The sequence below is a fragment of the Dysgonomonas sp. HDW5B genome (assembly GCF_011299335.1).
In the GTDB taxonomy this organism is placed as follows: Bacteria; Bacteroidota; Bacteroidia; order Bacteroidales; family Dysgonomonadaceae; genus Dysgonomonas_A.
In genome coordinates this window covers 2,716,543-2,736,752 of the sequence record NZ_CP049858.1, presented here as the reverse complement: position 1 = coordinate 2,736,752, position 20,210 = coordinate 2,716,543, and the positions used below count along the sequence as shown (strand labels likewise).

19 protein-coding genes are annotated in these 20,210 nt (G+C 36.8%); 2 read left to right on the top strand and 17 right to left on the bottom strand.

What is annotated here, in order from left to right:
• Positions 1–13: 13 nt before the first annotated feature.
• The 17 genes from G7051_RS11280 to G7051_RS11200 form a co-directional block, all read right to left on the bottom strand.
• Positions 14–208 carry a twin-arginine translocase TatA/TatE family subunit gene (locus G7051_RS11280; RefSeq protein ID WP_166115244.1) on the bottom strand — a complete coding sequence of 65 codons (195 nt, stop codon included), beginning with the start codon at positions 206–208 and terminating at the stop codon, positions 14–16.
• A gap of 202 nt (positions 209–410) precedes the next feature.
• The gene (locus G7051_RS11275) at positions 411–1,373 is read right to left on the bottom strand and encodes an FAD:protein FMN transferase (RefSeq protein ID WP_166200359.1); all 963 of its coding nucleotides are present in this window, start codon (positions 1,371–1,373) and stop codon (positions 411–413) included.
• 33 nt (positions 1,374–1,406) lie between these two features.
• Complete coding sequence (locus G7051_RS11270) at positions 1,407–2,294, bottom strand: sugar phosphate isomerase/epimerase family protein (protein ID WP_370522598.1); 888 nt, start codon at positions 2,292–2,294, stop codon at positions 1,407–1,409.
• A 188-nt stretch (positions 2,295–2,482) separates the two neighbouring features.
• On the bottom strand, positions 2,483–3,367 hold the full coding sequence (locus tag G7051_RS11265; protein ID WP_166200357.1) for a DUF1080 domain-containing protein: 885 nt from the start codon (positions 3,365–3,367) through the stop codon (positions 2,483–2,485).
• Between the two features lie 50 nt (positions 3,368–3,417).
• Positions 3,418–4,890 carry a Gfo/Idh/MocA family protein gene (locus tag G7051_RS11260; RefSeq protein ID WP_166115235.1) on the bottom strand — a complete coding sequence of 491 codons (1,473 nt, stop codon included), beginning with the start codon at positions 4,888–4,890 and terminating at the stop codon, positions 3,418–3,420.
• 66 nt (positions 4,891–4,956) lie between these two features.
• Positions 4,957–6,642: a Gfo/Idh/MocA family protein gene (locus G7051_RS11255; RefSeq protein WP_166200355.1), complete on the bottom strand. Its 1,686-nt coding sequence runs from the start codon at positions 6,640–6,642 to the stop codon at positions 4,957–4,959.
• Between the two features lie 13 nt (positions 6,643–6,655).
• Entirely contained in the window at positions 6,656–7,141 is a 486-nt protein-coding gene (locus G7051_RS11250; protein WP_166200353.1) for a DoxX family membrane protein, read from the bottom strand.
• Between the two features lie 602 nt (positions 7,142–7,743).
• On the bottom strand, positions 7,744–8,547 hold the full coding sequence (locus G7051_RS11245; protein WP_166200351.1) for a hypothetical protein: 804 nt from the start codon (positions 8,545–8,547) through the stop codon (positions 7,744–7,746).
• 71 nt (positions 8,548–8,618) lie between these two features.
• On the bottom strand, positions 8,619–9,296 hold the full coding sequence (locus G7051_RS11240) for a hypothetical protein (protein ID WP_166197535.1): 678 nt from the start codon (positions 9,294–9,296) through the stop codon (positions 8,619–8,621).
• A 60-nt stretch (positions 9,297–9,356) separates the two neighbouring features.
• A complete protein-coding gene (locus G7051_RS11235; RefSeq protein ID WP_166200349.1) occupies positions 9,357–10,343 on the bottom strand; it encodes a DUF4249 domain-containing protein in 987 nt (328 codons plus the stop codon).
• Between the two features lie 3 nt (positions 10,344–10,346).
• Complete coding sequence (locus G7051_RS11230) at positions 10,347–12,932, bottom strand: TonB-dependent receptor (protein ID WP_166200347.1); 2,586 nt, start codon at positions 12,930–12,932, stop codon at positions 10,347–10,349.
• Between the two features lie 8 nt (positions 12,933–12,940).
• Positions 12,941–13,903 (bottom strand): FecR family protein, encoded by a 963-nt coding sequence (locus tag G7051_RS11225; RefSeq protein ID WP_166200345.1) that lies wholly within the window; start codon positions 13,901–13,903, stop codon positions 12,941–12,943.
• Between the two features lie 70 nt (positions 13,904–13,973).
• Positions 13,974–14,519, bottom strand: a complete 546-nt coding sequence (locus tag G7051_RS11220; protein ID WP_166200343.1) for an RNA polymerase sigma-70 factor — start codon at positions 14,517–14,519, stop codon at positions 13,974–13,976.
• 301 nt (positions 14,520–14,820) lie between these two features.
• A complete protein-coding gene (locus G7051_RS11215) occupies positions 14,821–15,033 on the bottom strand; it encodes a helix-turn-helix transcriptional regulator (RefSeq protein ID WP_166115208.1) in 213 nt (70 codons plus the stop codon).
• Positions 15,033–15,662, bottom strand: coding sequence for a DUF2975 domain-containing protein (locus G7051_RS11210; RefSeq protein WP_166200341.1), 630 nt, complete (start codon positions 15,660–15,662; stop codon positions 15,033–15,035). Before G7051_RS11210 ends, G7051_RS11215 begins: the two co-directional genes overlap by 1 nt.
• 207 nt (positions 15,663–15,869) lie before the next feature.
• Positions 15,870–18,242, bottom strand: coding sequence for a glycoside hydrolase family 3 N-terminal domain-containing protein (locus G7051_RS11205; protein WP_166200339.1), 2,373 nt, complete (start codon positions 18,240–18,242; stop codon positions 15,870–15,872).
• An 84-nt stretch (positions 18,243–18,326) separates the two neighbouring features.
• Positions 18,327–18,893 carry a SusD/RagB family nutrient-binding outer membrane lipoprotein gene (locus G7051_RS11200; protein WP_166200337.1) on the bottom strand — a complete coding sequence of 189 codons (567 nt, stop codon included), beginning with the start codon at positions 18,891–18,893 and terminating at the stop codon, positions 18,327–18,329.
• Between the two features lie 452 nt (positions 18,894–19,345).
• Here G7051_RS11200 and G7051_RS11195 point away from each other — a divergent pair, with 452 nt between their 5' ends.
• The gene (locus G7051_RS11195; RefSeq protein ID WP_166200335.1) at positions 19,346–19,669 is read left to right on the top strand and encodes a helix-turn-helix transcriptional regulator; all 324 of its coding nucleotides are present in this window, start codon (positions 19,346–19,348) and stop codon (positions 19,667–19,669) included.
• A 67-nt stretch (positions 19,670–19,736) separates the two neighbouring features.
• Complete coding sequence (locus G7051_RS11190; protein WP_166200333.1) at positions 19,737–20,210, top strand: GNAT family N-acetyltransferase; 474 nt, start codon at positions 19,737–19,739, stop codon at positions 20,208–20,210.

The window sequence follows — 20,210 nt, the reverse complement described above, 5'->3', positions numbered from 1 at the left end:
GATGAGTATTCTATCAATCTCTTTTTGAATCATTACCCTCTATATCATCTTCAAGTCCTTTTACCCCTTCTTTGAAGCTTTTGATACCCTTTCCTATGCCTCGCATCAACTCAGGAATTTTTTTACCTCCAAAAAGTAATAAAACAACAATGGCTATGATGACAATCTCTCCTGTTCCAAGATTACCTAAAAATAAAAGTGTATTCATTTTCTGTATTTTTTTATGTAATAAATAAAAGTTTCTAATGATATCTCAGTTTACAAATAAACTGCTTGAAAGTCCTCAGGACTTGTTAATTCGTTTCTTATTCGACCTCTTTTAATAGGATTACCAAAGTAATAAACATATCTATAATCTTTTAAGGTTTCAGTCCTTAAATATAACTATAATTGAAGTAAATCAATATATATTATTCCAATACAATGTTACTTTCGATTCCCGATGTATAGTATACTTTATAATCACCTTCCTCATCGCAAATAAATAAAGCATCTAATTCGGGACTCTTTTCGATCCATTCCAGAGCTTTATCCATACCTCCAACCATAAATGCCGTAGCAAATGCATCTGCTGTAATAGCATCATCAGCAATTACTGTGGTAGACAACAAATTATGTATTGCTGGATATCCGGTTGCAGGATTGATGGTATGAGTCACTTTTTTACCGTTTTCAATATAAAACTGACGGTAATTCCCTGATGTAGCAATCCCCCGATCGGTAATCTGCAATATTACCTGCAAATCTTGCCCGGGAACCGGATTGTTTTCCGACGGGCGGTCAATACCAATTTTCCAAGCCTCTCCTTGTGTGTTACATCCTTTCACTCGAATTTCGCCTCCTATTTCTACCAAATAATCGAAACAATGCTGTTTTTCGAGATAAGAAGCAACAATATCTGCCGAATAACCTTTGGCTATAGCATTGACATTCAGCAAAACATTGGGTGCTGATTTTACAACACGTTTGTTATCTATCCAAACTTTATCCATGCCAATATTAGCCTTTAGCTTTTCTATCTGTTCTTCATCCGGTATATTCTTCTTTTCCGAACTAAATCCCCATGCTCTGAATAAGGGTTCTGCAGAGATATCGAAGGTTCCTTCTGCCTGAATACTAATTTCTTTTGCCTTATTGAATACGTGAGAAAAATAATCATCAACCTCTATATCTTCATTTCTGTTTACACGGGAAATAATAGAAGTCTCATCATATACCGAAAGTGATTTCTCAAAATCAGCTAATAAATTTTCTATATCCATCCGAAAGTCTCGATTTCCTTCGTATTGATATATTATATTATAGCTTGTACCCTCGGCTCTACCTTGGATATTGTAATAACAGGCTCCATTATCGGCTAATACTACATTCATATTTCTCTTATCATACTAATCTTAAGCAGCTCGTTATTTACTATAACTGGCTTTTACTAGTGGACAGTCGAGCAGATAGTCTAAACTTTTCTGTACACTTTCTATCGGTGTAAAGTTATAATTCTCAACTTCTACGATCAGGTGTTCTGTACCTGCGGCATCTGTATTTCTGAAAATAGCATCGAAACCGACCATACCACTTTGACCAAGCTCTTTATTGTCTTTAATATGCAATAGTTTAAAACGACCGTTGTACTTATTAAAGTAATCGACCGGACTTTGTTGTCCTCTTACTACCCAATATACATCCATCTGAAAAAATACGTATTCGGGATTCGTATGCTCTATCATGTAATCATACATCACCTGTCCTTCTACTTTCTGAAATTCATGTGCATGATTGTGATACCCAAAGGAAATACCCTTTGCCTTGCATCTTTTTCCGATCTCGTTATAGTACTCGCAATAGGTTTGTAAGTCCTTGAGAGTTTTGGGCACTTCCATCCAGGGTGCAACTATATAGGTCATACCGGCAGCCTTATGTGCATCGATACATTTGTCCCACCATTGGAGCGATTCCGTGAAATCTTTAGACGATAATTCTTTTTGAGATAGCTCTTTTGATGTATGGGAAGAAAGCACATTCATACCTGCTTTTTCTATATCAGACTTAAATTGTGCAGGAGTTTTTCCATAAAACAAACCGTTATCATAATTAGCGGCCTCAACATCGGTGAAACCCATCTCCCCTACTTTTTTTATTGTCCCCTCATAATCTTTAGATATATCATCTCTTACCGAATAAAGCTGCAAAACAATTTCTTTTTTCATCGGGGCAGAATCTTTCGAATTGACTTTTTGCTTAGCCATACAAACTGTTGACATAAACATAATTAGTACAAATAATACATTCTTTTTCATGGTAAAAATATCAGATTATACAATTAAGGTCTCAGACCTTTTAATTATGATGACTTATTATAAACGACCACTGCAAATTAGTACTCTAAGATAGAATAGGTGTGCATGTTCATTGAAAAATCAAATCCACCAAAATAATTCTTCAATGGATTTGATCTTCAACTTTGAAAAAAATGAAAAGGATTTATTTAGTCAAGTATTTTTATTCTTATATTCTTAAACCATACATCATCACCATGATCCTGGAATCCGATATATCCTTCTTTTTTATCACCACCACAGTTATTTAGCAATTCGAATGCCAAAGGCCAAGCTTCTTGACTGAATTTGCTTTTTTGAAGCATTTCTGTCCATTGTGGAGTCCAAAGGTGATATTCAACTACGTTTTCGCCATTCTGACCATGTACCACTGTACCTTTGTATACCATAATCTTAGCTTTGTTCCACTGACCAAAAGGTTTTCCATTTTGTGGTTTCGCCGGAATCATATCATACAATGATGCCGATTGTCTATTATTGTCTTTACCTAGTTTTGCATCCGGATGATTTTCATTATCCAATACTTGATACTCGGGTGAAGATATATAGATAGGCTCCATTCTTACCTCTCCGGTTGCAGTATCTTTAGTCGAAATTTCTTGGGCTAGATAGAAAATACCGGAGTTGCCACCTTTAGAAACTTTCCATTCCAATTCAAGTTCAAAGTTTTTGAATTTAGAAGCGAATATAATATCGCCGCCATCTCCGTCTTGAGCTTCACCGGCACCCGAACCGTTAAATTTGATTGCTCCATTGTCGATAGTCCATTTCGAAGGCACTTTATCTTTTCCATATCCACGCCATCCTTTAAACGATTTACCATCGAATAGTGTGATATAACCGTCTTTATCTTTAGGAAATTCGCTCAAATCAACAACCGGATTTTCTACGACTGTATATGCAGGCGCCATCTTTTCTTCTGTTTTTGGTTCTGTACTCTGTGTTGCATTATCTGCAGTTTTCTTTTCTCCACCACAAGCGATTAATGTTCCTGCAATTGCAAAACAACTTAATCTTAAAACTAACTTATTCATATATTATTTTTTTAGTTATATAATTTAAAACAGTAAATTCATCTGTTACCTTATTTAGGCATATCAGGTAGTTTCCATCCATTACGGTAGGTATGTTTAATCAGCTCCTGAGCAAATGCTGTTGCATTTACCGGATCTGTCCATTTTTTATCAAAAGTAGGATGACCGTCTTTTATCTCGAAACCGTCTTTTATGACAGTCCTTATCGTTGCATTCGGATCTATATTGGTGAACCTCATGTTCGGGCCATCCCAATCCAATACCTGATTCAAACCTTGCAATCTTATGGCAAGAACACCCATTACTACAATTTCATTAAAAGGTCCTGCTTCGCTAAACGGAGAAGCTGTTTCTACTCTGTTCGATGCATCTTCTTTACAAGCTCTTACCCAATCCATTTCGTGAGATGTTTTTACCTCTCTCAATACTTTAGGAGCTGACGGCACACGACCGGAAAGTAACCAAGGGTCTTTACCGTAACAGCCACATATCAGCGTATCTTTTGTTCCATGGAAAATAACACCTCCGCCATCGTCATTCAAGTCTTTGTTTGCAGGCATACCTTCGGGACGCATTGGTTTTAATCCTCCATCGTACCATATTACTTCTACTTCGGGCATAGCTACCTTTGGCATATTATCTCTGGCAGGGAATACAAATTTCACCATCTGTGCATTTGGTGCACAAGCTGTTAGCAGCAAAGTTGAGCTTCCCTGAACTTTAGTTGGATATCCAAGTTTCAGACCTTTAAATACAGGATGAAGAATATGACAAGCCATATCTCCTAATGCACCTGTACCAAATTCCCACCAGCCACGCCAGTTCCATGGTGTATATATAGAGTTATATTCACAGAATTGTGCCGGTCCGACAAATAAATCCCAGTTTAATGTTTTAGGTACTTTTTCTACAACATCGGGACGATTCAACCCCTGAGGCCATATCGGACGATCGGTAAATGCCTCTACTTTTGTTATTTCTCCTATTTCTCCGTTCCATATCCATTCGCACACTTTGCGAACTCCTTCACCCGAAGATCCCTGATTACCCATTTGAGTAGCCACTTTATATTTATCGGCCAATTTGGTCAATAAGCGCGACTCGTAAACGGTATGAGTTAATGGTTTTTCGCAATAAACATTTTTCCCCATAGTTATAGCTTCGGCGGCTATTATAGCGTGTGTATGGTCGGCCGTTGCTACCATTACAGCATCAGCAGATTTGCCTAACTCGTCAAACATTTTCCGGTAGTCATAATATGCTTTGGCTTTGGGATAATCTTTAAAGACATGACCACTGTATTTCCAGTCTACATCACATAGTCCGATAATATTCTGAGTATTCATGCCTTTCAACACACCTGCTCCACGACCTCCTATACCAACACCCAATATATTCAGTTTATCACTGGGTGCTACTGATCCAAAACTTTGTCCTAAAACTGTACTCGGAATAATCGTCAGTCCAACTGCAGCTTTAGCTCCTGTTTGCAAGAATTTTCTCCTCGAAATCTCTGATGCCATAATTTTAATTTATTAGTTAACAATTTTGTAAATTCAGATAATATCCTGATAAGGCAATCGTTTGTGTTATGCCTTTACTATTAGCTCTTTGTCTTTATCCCAATACATGGTACGTCCTTCGAGATAAGCCCTTGTTCCCATATGTGCCGTTATGGCTTCCTCGAATGCTGCATCTATACCACACGAAGGTTTTAAATTTCTATTTCGTATACATTCGAGCCACTCTCTGAGATGTAGAAATGTAGTATCGTAACGTTTACCACCCATGTATGAGTAAAGCAATCCACGTTCGGCAAAGTATAATTCGGTGGCAGATGTAATAGCATCTACCTTGCTCTGCCCGGGTACATAAGTATAAAATGGAACGTCGGGTTTAATAATACCTTGTTCTATTTTTTCTTTATAGCGGGTCGATCCACTGTCTATTTTCAAAGTCAACGTGTTACCCACTTCCATCGAAGCATCGTGCCCCATAAATACCTTGCCCCTGTTGCGGTTACTGGCTAAAGTGGCACTATATAACATGGTCAGATTTTTATCGGGAAACTCAAATACGGTTTGTAATACATCGGGAACAGTCCTGCCGTCTTTAAAGAAATACACTCCTCCTGAAGATGCTGCCGAATGAGGAATTCCTGTTCCAAGCAATTGATTTACTGCATCATATTCATGAGTTAGCAAATCTCCACTAAGTCCGGTGCTGTAGTCCCACCAGCAACGCCAGCGAAAAAACCGTTCGAGACTGAATTTATCACGTTCATCAGGCCCCATATATTTTGCCAAGTTATTACTCAGCATATATTCATTATATTCTTTTATTCTTTGCGGATCACCTTCGAACTGCTTCCAATCTATTGTTTTCGGATTTGCCGTAGGATCGATATCATATACCCATGCTCCATTGGGATCGTTTCGGTTGGTACACACTTCGATAAGAGTAATAGGTCCCAGTAACCCTTTGTCTATTATCTCTTTTGCTTTGCGGTAACTGTCGACCTGACGACCTTGATGCCCCAATTGAAAAACCACGTTCGACTGACGAATCACGTCTCTTACCGCATAGGTTTCGGGTACTGTCCATGTTAAAGGCTTTTCGCAATAAACATGCTTTCCGGCTTTTGCTGCATCCATAGCCATCGTTCCGTGCCAATGATCGGGAGTAGCAATCACAACAGCATCTATATCGTCGGCAGCCAACAACTCTTTATAGTTCAAATAACGTTTGGGTTGAGGTCCCATTTTTCCGCCAGCTACTTCTTTATATATATTGCCTCCTGCTGCTATTCCTTCTTCAGCAAATGTGTCGAATATATCGCATATTCCCGTTATTTGAACATTGAGGCTTTCTTGTGCTAAAAAGTCTTTGTAACGAGTGTCCGACGAGTTTTCTTTCGCTTCTGTTTTTAGTATCTGCATACGCTCGGGTGTGGCAAAGCCTAAAGCTCTTAGCAGTTGCTTTCCTCTGATGCCGCAACCAATAACGCCTAAGCGAATCAGTTTTCCATCGGTCTGCATAGCCGGAACGGATGTAGATGCATTACTAAGGTTAAACACATCGCTTACATCTTTCAGCGTCTTGATACTTTTTTGTTTCTTGTATGCTCCATATGCCAAAGCTCCCAGCAAGGGAACAGTTGCAAGTGTTTTTATGGCATTACGCCTTCCCTGAGATTCGGGAAGCGCTGTTTCTTTATCGGGTGTATTATTCTTTTTTTCTTTATTTTCCTGTGGTGTATTATCTTCTGATATCATAGTGTTCTTCGGGTTATTTCTTCAACAAAGTATTAATATATCTATCAAATCCTATAATTTGAGAGGTAGGAAAATAGATTAAGACCATAAGTGCTCCTATCTCAATAAGATTTTTATCTACCCATAAATAACTCCCCTCGGTTGGCATCATGTATTCGGCTCCGATAAAAGGAGCATGCGATAAATAATACATAGCAAGAAAGATAACTCCACCTATAGATGCATAGCGTGAAAAACATCCCAAGATGAGCCCTAGCCCCACAAGTATCAGCCCATAGATATTTATACAGTTAACAACTGACAATACTCCCGGATTACTTGCTATGCTATGGAAAAATGAAGACAGAAAACCTTGTGAGTCCATTAAATAAGGGGATGAACTCCATCCCGTATTAATCATCTTTACTATTCCTTCATAGAGGAAATGCCATCCGATTAATAATCTCAACAAGACTAACCAAAATGTTTGAGAACGAGTGTAAATAATTTGTTTATTCATAGGTATTTTTAATTCAGCAGGAGTAAACGGTAAATTTATTCCTACTTACGATTAAGCATTAAAGTTATATTTAGTAAAGTTACATTGTGTTTAAGTCATTCTTATTTAAGGCTACAATTCAGCACTAAAAACTACTAGACTGATTAAACATGTCAATAAAGCTAGAGATTTTTAAATAAAAAAACATCTTCGTAAATGTTAATAATTCACAATGTCAATCAAGACTATTCTCAGTAAAAATCTACAACGGATGAGAATGTCAAAATACACAGTATCGTACTTTGCCTAATAAGTATATTTTGAAGACATTTTCAGTGAAAACAGCAGAAAAGAGCAAGTCCATGTGGCATTTTATACCATTTTCGAAACCTCAGAATTACAATAAATAAAATTTGGGTAATGGTGAATTATTGGAGACCAATCTATCGCAATTGGATAAAATTTGCCTTTCAAAGATCAATTAAGGTCTCATTACATAACTGATATTCTGAAACCGAATAATATTTTTTGCTTCTAAAAAAATCGGATCATATCAAAAAAGCACTATTCTATATTGGATTGATATAGAATAGTGCTTGGTAAAATAAACTATTTAAATCCGGTTAATAATAAGTTTCTGCCACTCCATTAAATGTTATCTCAACCTTCGAACCATAATCTGATGCAATTATTTGAGCGATAATTTTGTCATCATCAGCTGTGATACTCAGTTTGCCACTGATAGGGTATAGATTCGAGAAAGTGGATGACAGATATACATAAGACAGTGGTTCCGATATCTCATAGTTAATCTTCGTAGAATTGAGTTTTAAATCTCCACTCCCACTTTCCACCTTAAAATCGTAGAGACTTGGTGACTTATCGTGTGCTTTAGATCCTTTTACTCGCAACTCGGCATTACTCAGATTATCATAAGAAAAGCCATAACTTGAAATTACATCATAAAATCGGAGGTCTTTTGTTGTAATTTTCCAGTCTTTGTCTCCGAAACTTTCTACACGGAAATTCTTATCCTCAAAGACAATAATCCCCTTCTCCCATGCATTCGTAATAACCTTTGCTGTCCATATTGCTCCACTCTCATTGATAGATTTCTGATTATGGGTGAATATTATCTCACGAGTATTGTCATTCAATGTCCATGTTTTATCAGTACTTGTAATTGTATACCGCGATAAAAAATAGTTTTTGATACCTTCTTTTTCATCGGCAGGAGCCTGTGCATAGTAATCAACCTTTGCCATCAAGTCCAACAGGTATATCGACTGAGAAAGGCGACTTTCAACATCGTCATAGGCAATTTTCCCTTGCAATGTTTTAGGATATCCGGTTTGTCCTTCTTCGACTTCGCAGGATGAAAGTAAAGTAACAGACAACAGTGTCAGTATATAAATTATTTTTTTCATATTTTTCTTTTATTTAGTATTTGAAAATATTTAATGATGTATCAGTTTACAAGTCTCAGCTATTAGTTGTATCAAAATCTATAACCGACACCTCCAACAAAATTACCGGTACGGCCTCCCAGATTGACTTCTCCAAAGACAAATACTTTTTTACCGAACGAGAAGCCTATTGGAGTCAACATTAATTCGCTGCCAAATGAGGTATTATTATTTTTAGAAGAACCGCTCTTCGAGTCCATTTTATAACGGGTTATATCCCAATAAAAACTCCATCCAATACCCGAGTAAAGACGAAACTTCTCTTTCGAAAGCCACGAATACCTGATCATAGGAGTAAAGGCAATATTATGCCCTTTTTTATACCCCGCTTTAGAGTCATCGAGACGATTATTAAAATCGGTATTATAGCCACTATAAGATAATGCACCTCCAAACGAAAAGCGAAGGTCGGACATATTGTAGAAATAGTTAGCACCAAACACACCTGTTGTTTTCGTGGCACCGCTATAGGTAGCTGCACCTAAATAATCACTGCCATAATAACCGCCGTAACCGGGATAATACCCTCCGCCAGAATAATAGCCATAGCTTTGCATGTAATAAAACTGATCATAATAACTGTCGTCATTTACAGAACCATACGACAATCGAAGTTCGTGCTTATTGTCTTTGAAAAACTCTTTTTTCTGGGCAATAATACCCGAACTAAAAGCACATAGCAGTAGCGTGAACAGATAAATTCTCTTCATATCAAATTGTTTTTAATTAATAAAATTTTATTTGTTTATCGTATTGTAGCGCGCGCCTTTTTAGAAGTTTTTATATTCGAAAACTTTGATTTCATAACATGCTCCGAGTATACCTAATCCACCATTGATATTGGTATGCACAACAACCGGCTCCGACACTTTATCGGAAGATGCCTGTCGGCTACGTTGTAATGATGAGTAGTATTTGTATAAGTCTTCGCTTATCGATTGCAGTCTTACTGTCAGATATCGTTTTATAGAGTCGGCTTCTTCCGGGCCATACCAATAGGATACAGAGTTGTCGACATAGAACGAAAGTGTATATTCTTTACCTGCAAATCTCACATCACGAAATACCGAAAAATAATTATAGACGGAAGATGCTAATCCGATATCAGAATTGTTAGTGCTTCCCATATATCCGTCTGTCAAGACCGGATCATTCGAATAATAAGAGGAATAATAGGGTGAATATTTTTGAATGGTATCACCCTCCAGATAATAGAATTCGTTATTTACCAATAAACGATAATAGTCGTTTCTGCCCGGCATATCTTTTATTGTCAATTTAAACATAGTATAGTTTTTTAATCTGCCATACTCAATACGATTGAAACTCGCAGTATCAACCGAAACAACCTCCGGAGCAGGGGGTAAAATAGCTATCGATTGCAGCTCTTGTCCATTATAGAGCGATTGTACGTTTACTTCATCGCCTTCCTTCAGTTTTCCGAATAAGATGTAGGCACTGTCGGCACGACTATATTTTAGATGAGAAGCATTCCCATTTACGCTTAAGCTAAAGTCTGCATTCTCTATTATATCATATCCCCAATCATAGTTGATCCCCATAGCTATTGTATCCCGACTATATATAGGACGGCTTTTAGTGATATAGAAATAACTAGTATCGCTATTGGCATACAATAGTCCGTTTAACACCAGATGCGGAGTTATAGGAACACTGCCTATATCTACTACCTTCTCAAAGTCGCAGGATGAGAATAAAATAGTGATCAGTGATAATATGACAAATAGTTTTCTCATTTCTTATTTGAATTTATATGTAAATGATACAGAAGGTACTACTCCTATTAATGAACTCTCTATTATTACCTTTTCATCGTATCCTCCTACACGTGCCATATAGGGGTTTAATCTGCCATAAACATTGTAGACACCAAATGTCCAGATTTTTCGTGGCGAACGGTAATATTTCATTTCTAAATCGAGGTGATGTGTATCCGACATTTTATAATTGTTACGTCCGCTGATATACTCTACCGGAGGATAGCCAAAAGAGTATAGCGAAGGATCGCCCCCCCGGATTGGTAAGGGCTGGTATTCTTCAAGAGGCAGCGTACTTCTACTTCCTGTAGCATACATCCATGAGGCTACAAGATCTATTTTTTTACTCCATTGAAATGTACCTGTTATATTAAAATTATGCCTGCTATCGTATTTAGCCGGAAAGAGGCGACCTTTATTTATTGTCTTGAAGCGGCGTTCGTTCCACGATAAAGTGTAACCAATCCACCCGGTAAAACGTCCTTTTGTTTTCTGGGCAAATAGTTCCATACCATAAGACCATCCTTTGCCCGATTCTACATATTCTTCCCACGAAGTGAAGGCATCTTTCCAAGCCATACCATCTTTGTATTCAAGAACGTTATTCATCCTCTTATAGAATCCTTCAGCTGAAAAGTTATATCCGCTTTTTGTATCGAAAAACAAACCTCCTGTAAATTGATGGGACGACATAGGTCTGAACTTCTTTGTGATCGGCACCCAAAGGTCTGTCGGCTGACTTATTGTATTAGATGATAACAAGTTTACAAATTGATTCATCTTGGTATATGAAGCTTTAAAAGCCACTTTTGGAGACAATTCGTATCCCAAAGATATACGTGGTTGTAATGCCAGATATGTCTTATTCTGAACATTGAATACCGAGAAATGAAGCCCCAGATTAGTCCTTAGCTTTTTTGTGATAAAAAATTCATCTTCTCCGTATAGTGACACTTCCTGCCCGCTTATTTTATCATACAAATAATAGTTTAACTTCCAATCCTGATTGTTATGGCTCATTTCTTTTACCTGATATCCATGCATTTCGGGACTGAATTGATGCAAGATCAAACCTCCTCCAAAACGGAAGTAATGATTATTGTTAGGTTGATATTCAAAGTCAGAGCTGAATTGCCAGTCTTTAATCCCCGATTTTTGAAAACTCGCATAGTTTTGTCTTTGCTCCTCATACTTCTCATCTATATGTGACATGAAGTTGAATTTATACTTGTTATATGCTAAAGTATTATTCATGAACAGCTTATTATTAATCACATAATTCCATCTTAAAGAAATAATATCATTACCCCATCCGTAACTGTACTTAGTCTTATTATAAGACTTTACCTCATCTCCCTCATAAGCAGTCATTTCACTTTTTGTATCTAATTTGTCACGACCGCTATAATAGCTCAGATAAAGACGGCTCCGATCCGAAAATTTATGATTTACCTTGGCATTCATATCATAGATATAAAACAGGCTATTAGATAAAAACGGAGTGGTAGTTATTCTCTGAATACCATCAAGAAAAGAACGCCGTGCCGAAAAGCTGTAAGATGTTTTACCTTTTATGATAGGCCCCTCTATATTGATTCTGGCGGCAAATAAACTGAGAGTGAAGTCTCCATGAAACTTTTGCATATCTCCATCCTTGAAACGAATATCGACAACGGATGAAAGGCGTCCACTAAAACGAGCCGGAAAACTTCCTTTGTGCAGTGACATTTTTTTAACTGCATCACCGTTAAATACTGAAAATACACCCCACATATGTCCTGTATTATAGATAGGAACTCCATCTATCAGAATCAGGTTTTGATCGGGACTTCCCCCTCGCACATACATTCCTGCCGAACCTTCGACTCCTGCTCTAATACCCGGTATTGCTTGGAGGGATTTCAATATGTCATTTTCACCAAAAGCAGCGGGTATCGGTTTAGTTCCCGTACCTGACAATTCGAAGGAACCACTTGATGGCGAAAATGATTTGGTATTATATACCGTCACATCCTCTAATATGGCACTGGATTCTTTTAGCCGAAAATTAACGATCGTATCATTTTGCACAAAAAAGCTTTTCGATAGAGATTTAAATCCGATATAAGAAGCCTGCAAATAAATACTATCAGGCATAACCTGAATCGAATAGTATCCATAAGAGTTTGTAAAATTACCTGCCCCCGATTTTCGGTCACTGATTGCCGCCCCTATCAACGTCTCCATTGAGCCTTGATCTGTTACATAGCCCGATATGGTAATCTTCTTCGCTTTATTCAGAATAATATGACTGCCTTCTATTTGCCAACTAATACCGGTTCCTCTGAAAATATGTTTCAAAGCTCCGTCAATAGATGATTGGGATATAGAAATGTCTTGTCGTTGTTCCATATTCAGATTTTCATTAAATACAAATGTGTAGTTACATTTTGTCTCTACCTTTCTGACTATTTCTTTTAATGTATTATTCTTCATTTCCATAGTTATAGAGGCTGTTTGAGCATATCCCGTAAATACGTAGAAGCAAATGATAAAAAACAAAAGAGGTATCCTAACAGATATATGCATGCAAACTCTTATTTTCGGGTCACTATTTTATATTTATTACCTTGCTTGATATAGGTAAACTCTGCTGTCTGACCTAATATAGTCAATGCTCTTTCGATCGATTCGCCTGAAGCGAAACGAACTGTTATACGCAACTGAGCCAACGTCTGATTGTTAATTTCGAAGTTTACGTTATGCTCACGCGATAAGGCATCTAATATGTCGATCAGTGGTTCGTTTTCGAACACCAACAGATTGTTACGCCAAGCTCTTTCAATATCCGGATCTTTCAACTGCTGCACTTCGAGTTTCTCTGTTTTTTTACTAAAAACAGCTTGTTCGCCGGGTTTAAGCTTCTGAGTATATCCAGAGTGTACCCCAACAGATACAATACCGTCAAATAAAGTGGTCGTGATGTGTTCCTGATTTTCATAAGCATCTATATTAAATTTTGTACCTAAGACTTTTACCTCTATATTTTTCGCTTTTACGATAAATGCTTGATTGGGATTTTTAACAACATCAAAATAGGCTTCTCCTTCTAATGACACTTCTCTGGTTTTACCATTCATTTTTTGAGGATAGGCAATCGATGACAGACTATTAAGTATCACTAAAGAACCATCGGGCAGCTCCACTTCTTTCTTCTCTCCATAAGAAGTAGTCACATATAATACTTCCGGTTGTTTCGCATAGTTATATACAACTGTAGATATTAAAAAGAGTAATAATACTGCAACTGCATAGCCGGCATATTTAATAAGAGGTCGACTCATTATCGATTTATTCAATCTTATTTGTTTTTCAACCAGTCGGAATGTTATGTCTGCTCTATATTTATCGGGAAGTATAAGAGGAGCATCATCCGATGTAAAAAAAAGAAAGTCTTTGTCTGATAAATCTTTTTCGAAGAGAGCCTGCTCTTGCTCCGAAAGGGGTAATCCTTTCAGATATTTTTGACGAGCTTTTTGTATTTTAGTATTATATTTCATCTTTTATCTCTCTGTTTTATCGCTTTCAATAATAAAGAGTACGAAAAATAAAAATACCCCTATTGAGAATTTAAAAAAATACGATAAAAAGATTTTCTTTCAGTTCTTCATACAGCAGCTTCACAGCCTTATTCATCTGATTATCTACAGTCTTAGGTGATATTCCTAACATTTCTGCAACTTCGGAATATTTTTTTCGTTCTTCACGAACCAGACGAAATACTTCGGCACAACGAGGGGGTAATTTTTCCAATGCCTGTTTATATTTCGTTTGTAATTCGATATCTAATATATCGAAATCAGTCTCATCACTGCTGCTATAGTTATTATCGGGAAGATTTTCGATAAGTAATTCAGTCTTTTTCCGGTAGTTTTTTTCCACATAACGAGCCGCAGCATGTTTTAATGCTATAAAGAGGTAGGCATCGGGATCGGTTATAGTATCTAAGATTTTACGGCTTTGCCACAAAGCAACAAAAACGTCGGCTACGACTTCTTGGGCATAATCGGGGTTGTTGTTTAAATAATAAAGAGCTTGCCGAAACAACTTTGTATAGTAGTGGTTATAAAGTAAGCGGAACGAGTCGGGACAGTCGGACTCCGCTATTTCTTTCATAAAATTTAATATGTCTTTCTTATATTCCATGCAGCGGGCAAAGGTACTAAGAAAGAATCTAAATATAATTTATTTATATTTTCCTTAACTCGATGACCTTAGCTTCCTCTGGCCTGAAGAATTCAGTATTTCGGTATTAACAGAGAATATTTCAATATTTTTTTAACGGTTCAACCAGTAAGTAGATTAACATCTTTTAGATTCAAAAAGAATATTATCAATACATTTAGTCAATTAATATTTTTAATTCTTCACAAATTCATAGCTCAAATGATTTATTTTAGAACAGACTTTTTAGGTTTCAATTACTGTCAGGAACATATTCTAAAATATCTCCAACTTCACAGTTTAAGATGGTACACAAAGAGTTTAATGTTTCAAATCTGACACCTTTCACTCTTCCGTTCTTTAGCAAAGACAGATTAGTCATGCTCATATCTAAACGCTCTGCCAGTTCAGTGAGCGATATTTTGTTCTTTGCCATTTCTATGTCTAGATTTACAATTATTGCCATTATACAAATGCTTTATTTTCTTGTTCAAGTTCAAAACCCAGCTTGAATATTTTTGCAATAGCAAAGATAACAGCACCTACCAATAATCCCACAAAATCAGGAATCCAGTCTAAGGCAAATAGATAATTATAATGGTTTACATTTTCAGTCAATATCCAATCTCGGTATAAATGTACTCCCCAATTTAGCGGCGAATAGAGGGCAATATACAAAGCTATAATTTTGAAGTGCCTGATATTATCAACCGAGAAGATAGACTCTTTTTGAAAGGAGCTGAAAAGCTTGCGTAAGTGGAACAATACACCTATAATAATACCTTCCAGTAATAATAATGAAACAATACTTACAATAGTATTAGATACTGAATTATTGACATTCATCATTATTCGACCTCTATTTTTAAATAGCCTGATATTTGATGTCGTTTCAGAACCGGATATCAGTTCTTGTTCTGAAAGAGCCTTATGCATATTAATTGTTATCTTCTCATTAAAATAGTAAGTGTCCTGCACTATATATTCATTAGATAAAAAATATAGAGCAACCACAATCAACAAAAAATTTAGATACCAAATAATGTTTAATGACCATTTCAGTAAATGAATAATCCGAATAGATTTTGCTTTCATACTATAATATTTAAATTGTAATTAATAATTCAAATACAAATAAAAGCATTTATTTTAAATAAAACATAAAACATTTATCGTTTATTTTAAAATAAGCTAATAATAGATTAAAAAAATAGCAGATCAAATTTTAATCGAGATTTGATCTGCTATCCATATCTGTTTATCTTATTCACTCAAATTCTTTTCTCGAATGAAGATTTTCTCTTATCGTTCTACGATCTCAAAACGCTCTTTCAATTTGATATCCTGAGACGAAGCTCCTATTCTTACTTCAAAGAATCCGGGTTCTACAACAAACTCGTTATGTCTGTTCCATAAACCTAAATCCTGAGGAGTAAGTGTAAATTTAACCTCCTTCATTTCACCGGGTTTAAGGCTGATGCGCTCAAATCCTCTAAGTAACTGAGTGTATGTGGTAACACTGCTCACTTCATCATTCAAATAAAGTTGTACCACTTCGTCTCCTTCTTTTTTCCCTGTATTTGTAATTCGGACAGAAACATCTACATTCGAAAGAAGTCCTGCTTGAATTGGGGATACTTTTAAATCGGAATATTCGAAGGTTGTATAACTTAACCCATAGCCAAAAGGATATAATGCACCCGATACACGTACGGGACCGTCTGTATCAGAACCCGGCTTGAATGGAAATGCAAAAGGAATCTGCCCTACAGACTTAGGGTATGTTACAGCTAATTTTCCTCCCGGATTATAATCCCCGAAAAGAACCTCAGCTAAAGCCGTACCCGTAAATTCACCGGGAAAAGATGCTTGCACAATGCTGGGTATATATTTATTTGCCCAATTGATTGATACTGCACGGCCATCTATTAATACTAGTACTACGGATTTTCCGGTAGCATAAACCGCTTTCAGTAAAGCCTCCTGATGTCCTGCCAAGTCAAGATTGGAGCGCGAATAATATTCTCTGACAGTTCTTTCGGATCCGCCAAGCACAACAATAGCCACATCCGATTCTTGTGCAGCTTTTACAGCTTTGTCTATCATCTGCTGATCTTCCATTGATATAGCTTCTTTGATAATCTCACTTTCGGGGAAATTTTCGTCAATTATATCACAACCTTTTTCATAAATAATCTGACTATTGGGAAGCAATGCCTCCAGCCCTTCCTTTACGGTTATAATAGGCGGATTGGCTGGACCATAGCGACAAATAAAATCCTTACGTTCGTCGGCGTTAGGTCCTATCAGAGCTATTTTTTTAGTGTTTTTATTTAAAGGGAGTATATTATTCTCATTTTTGAGAAGTACAACCGATTGTCGGGCTGCATCAAGAGAGACTTTTTTGTGTTCGGGAGAAGCAACAATTTTATCTGCAACCTTTTTATCTCCCGTATATGGATTGTCAAATAACCCCAACATAAATTTTACCCGAAGTATATCACGAACTCTTGAATCTACGGTTTGTCGGGAAACTTTTCCTTGTTTTATCGCCTCTCTCAACGGAATTATAAAATCTTCGGGAGGTGTAAAGTTTGTACGAATATTAAGTCCTGCATTTACCACCTCTGCGGCTGCATCTACTGCATTTTTAGATACTTTATGCTTGCTGTAAAGGTATTCTACGGCTTCACTATCCGAAACTACATACCCTTTGAATCCCCACTCCTGACGTAATATCTCAGTCAAAAAGTGATAATTTCCGGTGATGGGTATTCCATCGTAATCATTGTATGAACTCATAACTCCTAACGCCCCAGCTTCCTGAAACGCAACTCTGAATGGTTCGAGAAACAATGTCCTCATCTCCCGTGGAGCCACATGCGGATCGGTTCGAGTCTCCTCATCACGTCCTCCTACCGGTATGCTATATACTGCAAAGTGTTTAGGTGTTGCTATCAATCCATGATTTTGAAGCCCCATAATCATCCTTTTTCCCAGTTGGCTTACAAGATAAGGGTCTTCGCTGTAGCATTCTACTACTCTACCCCAACGAGGATCCTGAGCAATATCGAGGATAGGCGAATATATATTTGTATATCCCAAAGCTTTCGCCTCTACGGCTGTTACTTCTGCTATTTTGCTTATGAGGTCTTTGTTCCACGTAGCCCCTTGCCCGCTCTGTGCAGGGAAAAGTGTTGCCTGATAATGACAAAGTCCTCTGATACCTTCGTTGGTAAAATCAACAGGAATACCTAAACGAGTATCTTCTACAAACCAACGTTGAACGGTATTTATAGCATCTACATGTTTTGAGAAGGGAAATGCATATTCTGCTTTAAAACTTCCTAATCCGTTATGCTCTTCATCGATATTACCGATTCCGTCTTTCCAGATCTCAGACTTCCACTGAGGGGTTGGCAAAGCATCTTTCAAGACTCTTCCCGAACCATATAGTGTTGCCATCTGAGCTGTTTTTTCTTCTATAGACATTTGACTTAATAAGTCCTCTATACGGTCGTTTAGATTAGCCTTCGGATTTTCGTAAATATCCATTTTGCCATTCTTATTAAAGTCAATCCAGCCGTTATTATAAAGAATCTTTGATTGACTAAATACTAAACCCGATGAAATAAGAGCCGTTAATAGTAATTTTACTTTTAAATTATTTGCCATTGTATATTATAATTTTACCTCAAGAAATAAGGCATAAAGTTTGATTTCCGGATACTCAACTTATTGTACCTTATCTTTGCTTATTCATGTTTCACTTAACATCCCACCATAGCCTTTTATGGGTATATAATTCTGATCGACTACAGTTTGGAAATTCACATAATTCATTGAAGCTTCGTTTGCCGGATATAAAAATCTGACCGGAGCATTCGCTTTATTCAATAAAGTTCCGTTTTCTATATCATCAATCAGAATCGGCAGATCGGTACCACGATATTCAGCCCAACATTCAAAGGGTTGCAAGATACCAAAATTGATCCATTTCTGAGTTGCTATCTGCTCCAATGCTTTGGCTGCATTAAACTTATAACTAGTCAGCCATGTTTTCAAACTAGCGTCTAAAACATCAGCAGAAGCAATATCTGCATCTTTTAAATTGGTTGCTGTACTGTTTTTATAGTAGTTATAATATTCCTGTATCGACGAAACAATTCCTGTATTATAAAGCTCTTCAGCAGTACTTCCCCATGAAATCAAATTTCGGTGATTAACAGGCTGGCCATATACCGCATTTCTTGCTCCCCAAACTTCGGTATAGGGTATAGCACCAAAATAATCAGCTGCAAACACTGTCTTTATTGCTATTTTCATTTTAAGTATAGTATTAGAAGCACTAAAACATTAGTTACGTTATTTCCTTCTGTATTTCTAAGCTTACACTCTTATGGAGAATTCTATTTCGAAAAAATTAAATAGGCTATTCTAAAATATATGGTTTTAGGTATCTGCTCTTATAAGATTGCTGATCAAATGACCCTACATGTAAAAATAGTACTTTTATCCTCACGATCATATTATCTGTTAGATAATAATAATCTTCTTAAATTCTATTTTTCAGAAATACGATGAATGGAAAAACGAATCTAACAATTATCTGTATTATACGAAATTAGTCAGTTTCAACTAATAGTTTTGTTTTGATAGATAACCAAAAGCAAAGTATTAAACAGCATATAGTACAAAAAAATAATTAAAAAATGCCGAGCTGTTTTTATTAATCGAATACTATTCGTATATTTACGAACTAAAATAAAATATATCCGATGTCCAAGAAAGACTTAACAAAAGAACAAGAGCAGCTAGCACGCTTTGCCAAAGCGATGGGTCATCCTGTGCGTATAGCTATACTTCAGTTGTTGGCAAGTCAGACCTGCTGTTACCATGGCGATATGTCGGAAATACTACCCGTAGCCAAAAGCACCCTTTCGCAACATTTGAATGAACTGAAAGATGCCAGACTGATACAGGGAACAATTACACCTCCCACCGTAAAGTATTGCATCCATAGAGGCAATTGGGAAACAGCACAAAGATTATTCTCTGCTTTTTTCAAAGACATTCAATTTGATTCGGGCTGCGAGTCATAAAAAATTTGCTCGTGCAATTCGTAGTTCCACGAATAACGAACCGTCAAAAAGAAATAAAAATCAATATATGAATACAATCAGATTAGCAAAAGAAGAAGACATAGAGCAAATAAAGAAACTCTATCAGGAAACAATCTTATCCGTAAACATCAAAGATTATACATTCGAGCAGGTTGACCTCTGGGCGAAACGTGGAGTGGATAATGACGTTTGGCTGCAACGTATAAACGAAGAATACTTCATCGTCTGTGGAATTGAAAATCAAATAGTAGGCTTCTGCTCTCTCAAACCCGATGGTTATTTGAACACTCTCTTTGTACACAAAGATTTTCAGGGGAAGGGCATTGCAAAGGCTCTGCTATCGACTATCGAGCAACACGCCAAAGAAGTCGGAATCGAAGAACTTAGTGCGGATGTATCTCTTACTGCTAACGGTTTCTTTATGAAAAACGGCTATACCGACTTAGGCCAACAAATTGTCTGTATAGGCATACCTATGATTAATAGTAAAATGATAAAACAACTAAAAATAAAAAAGTAA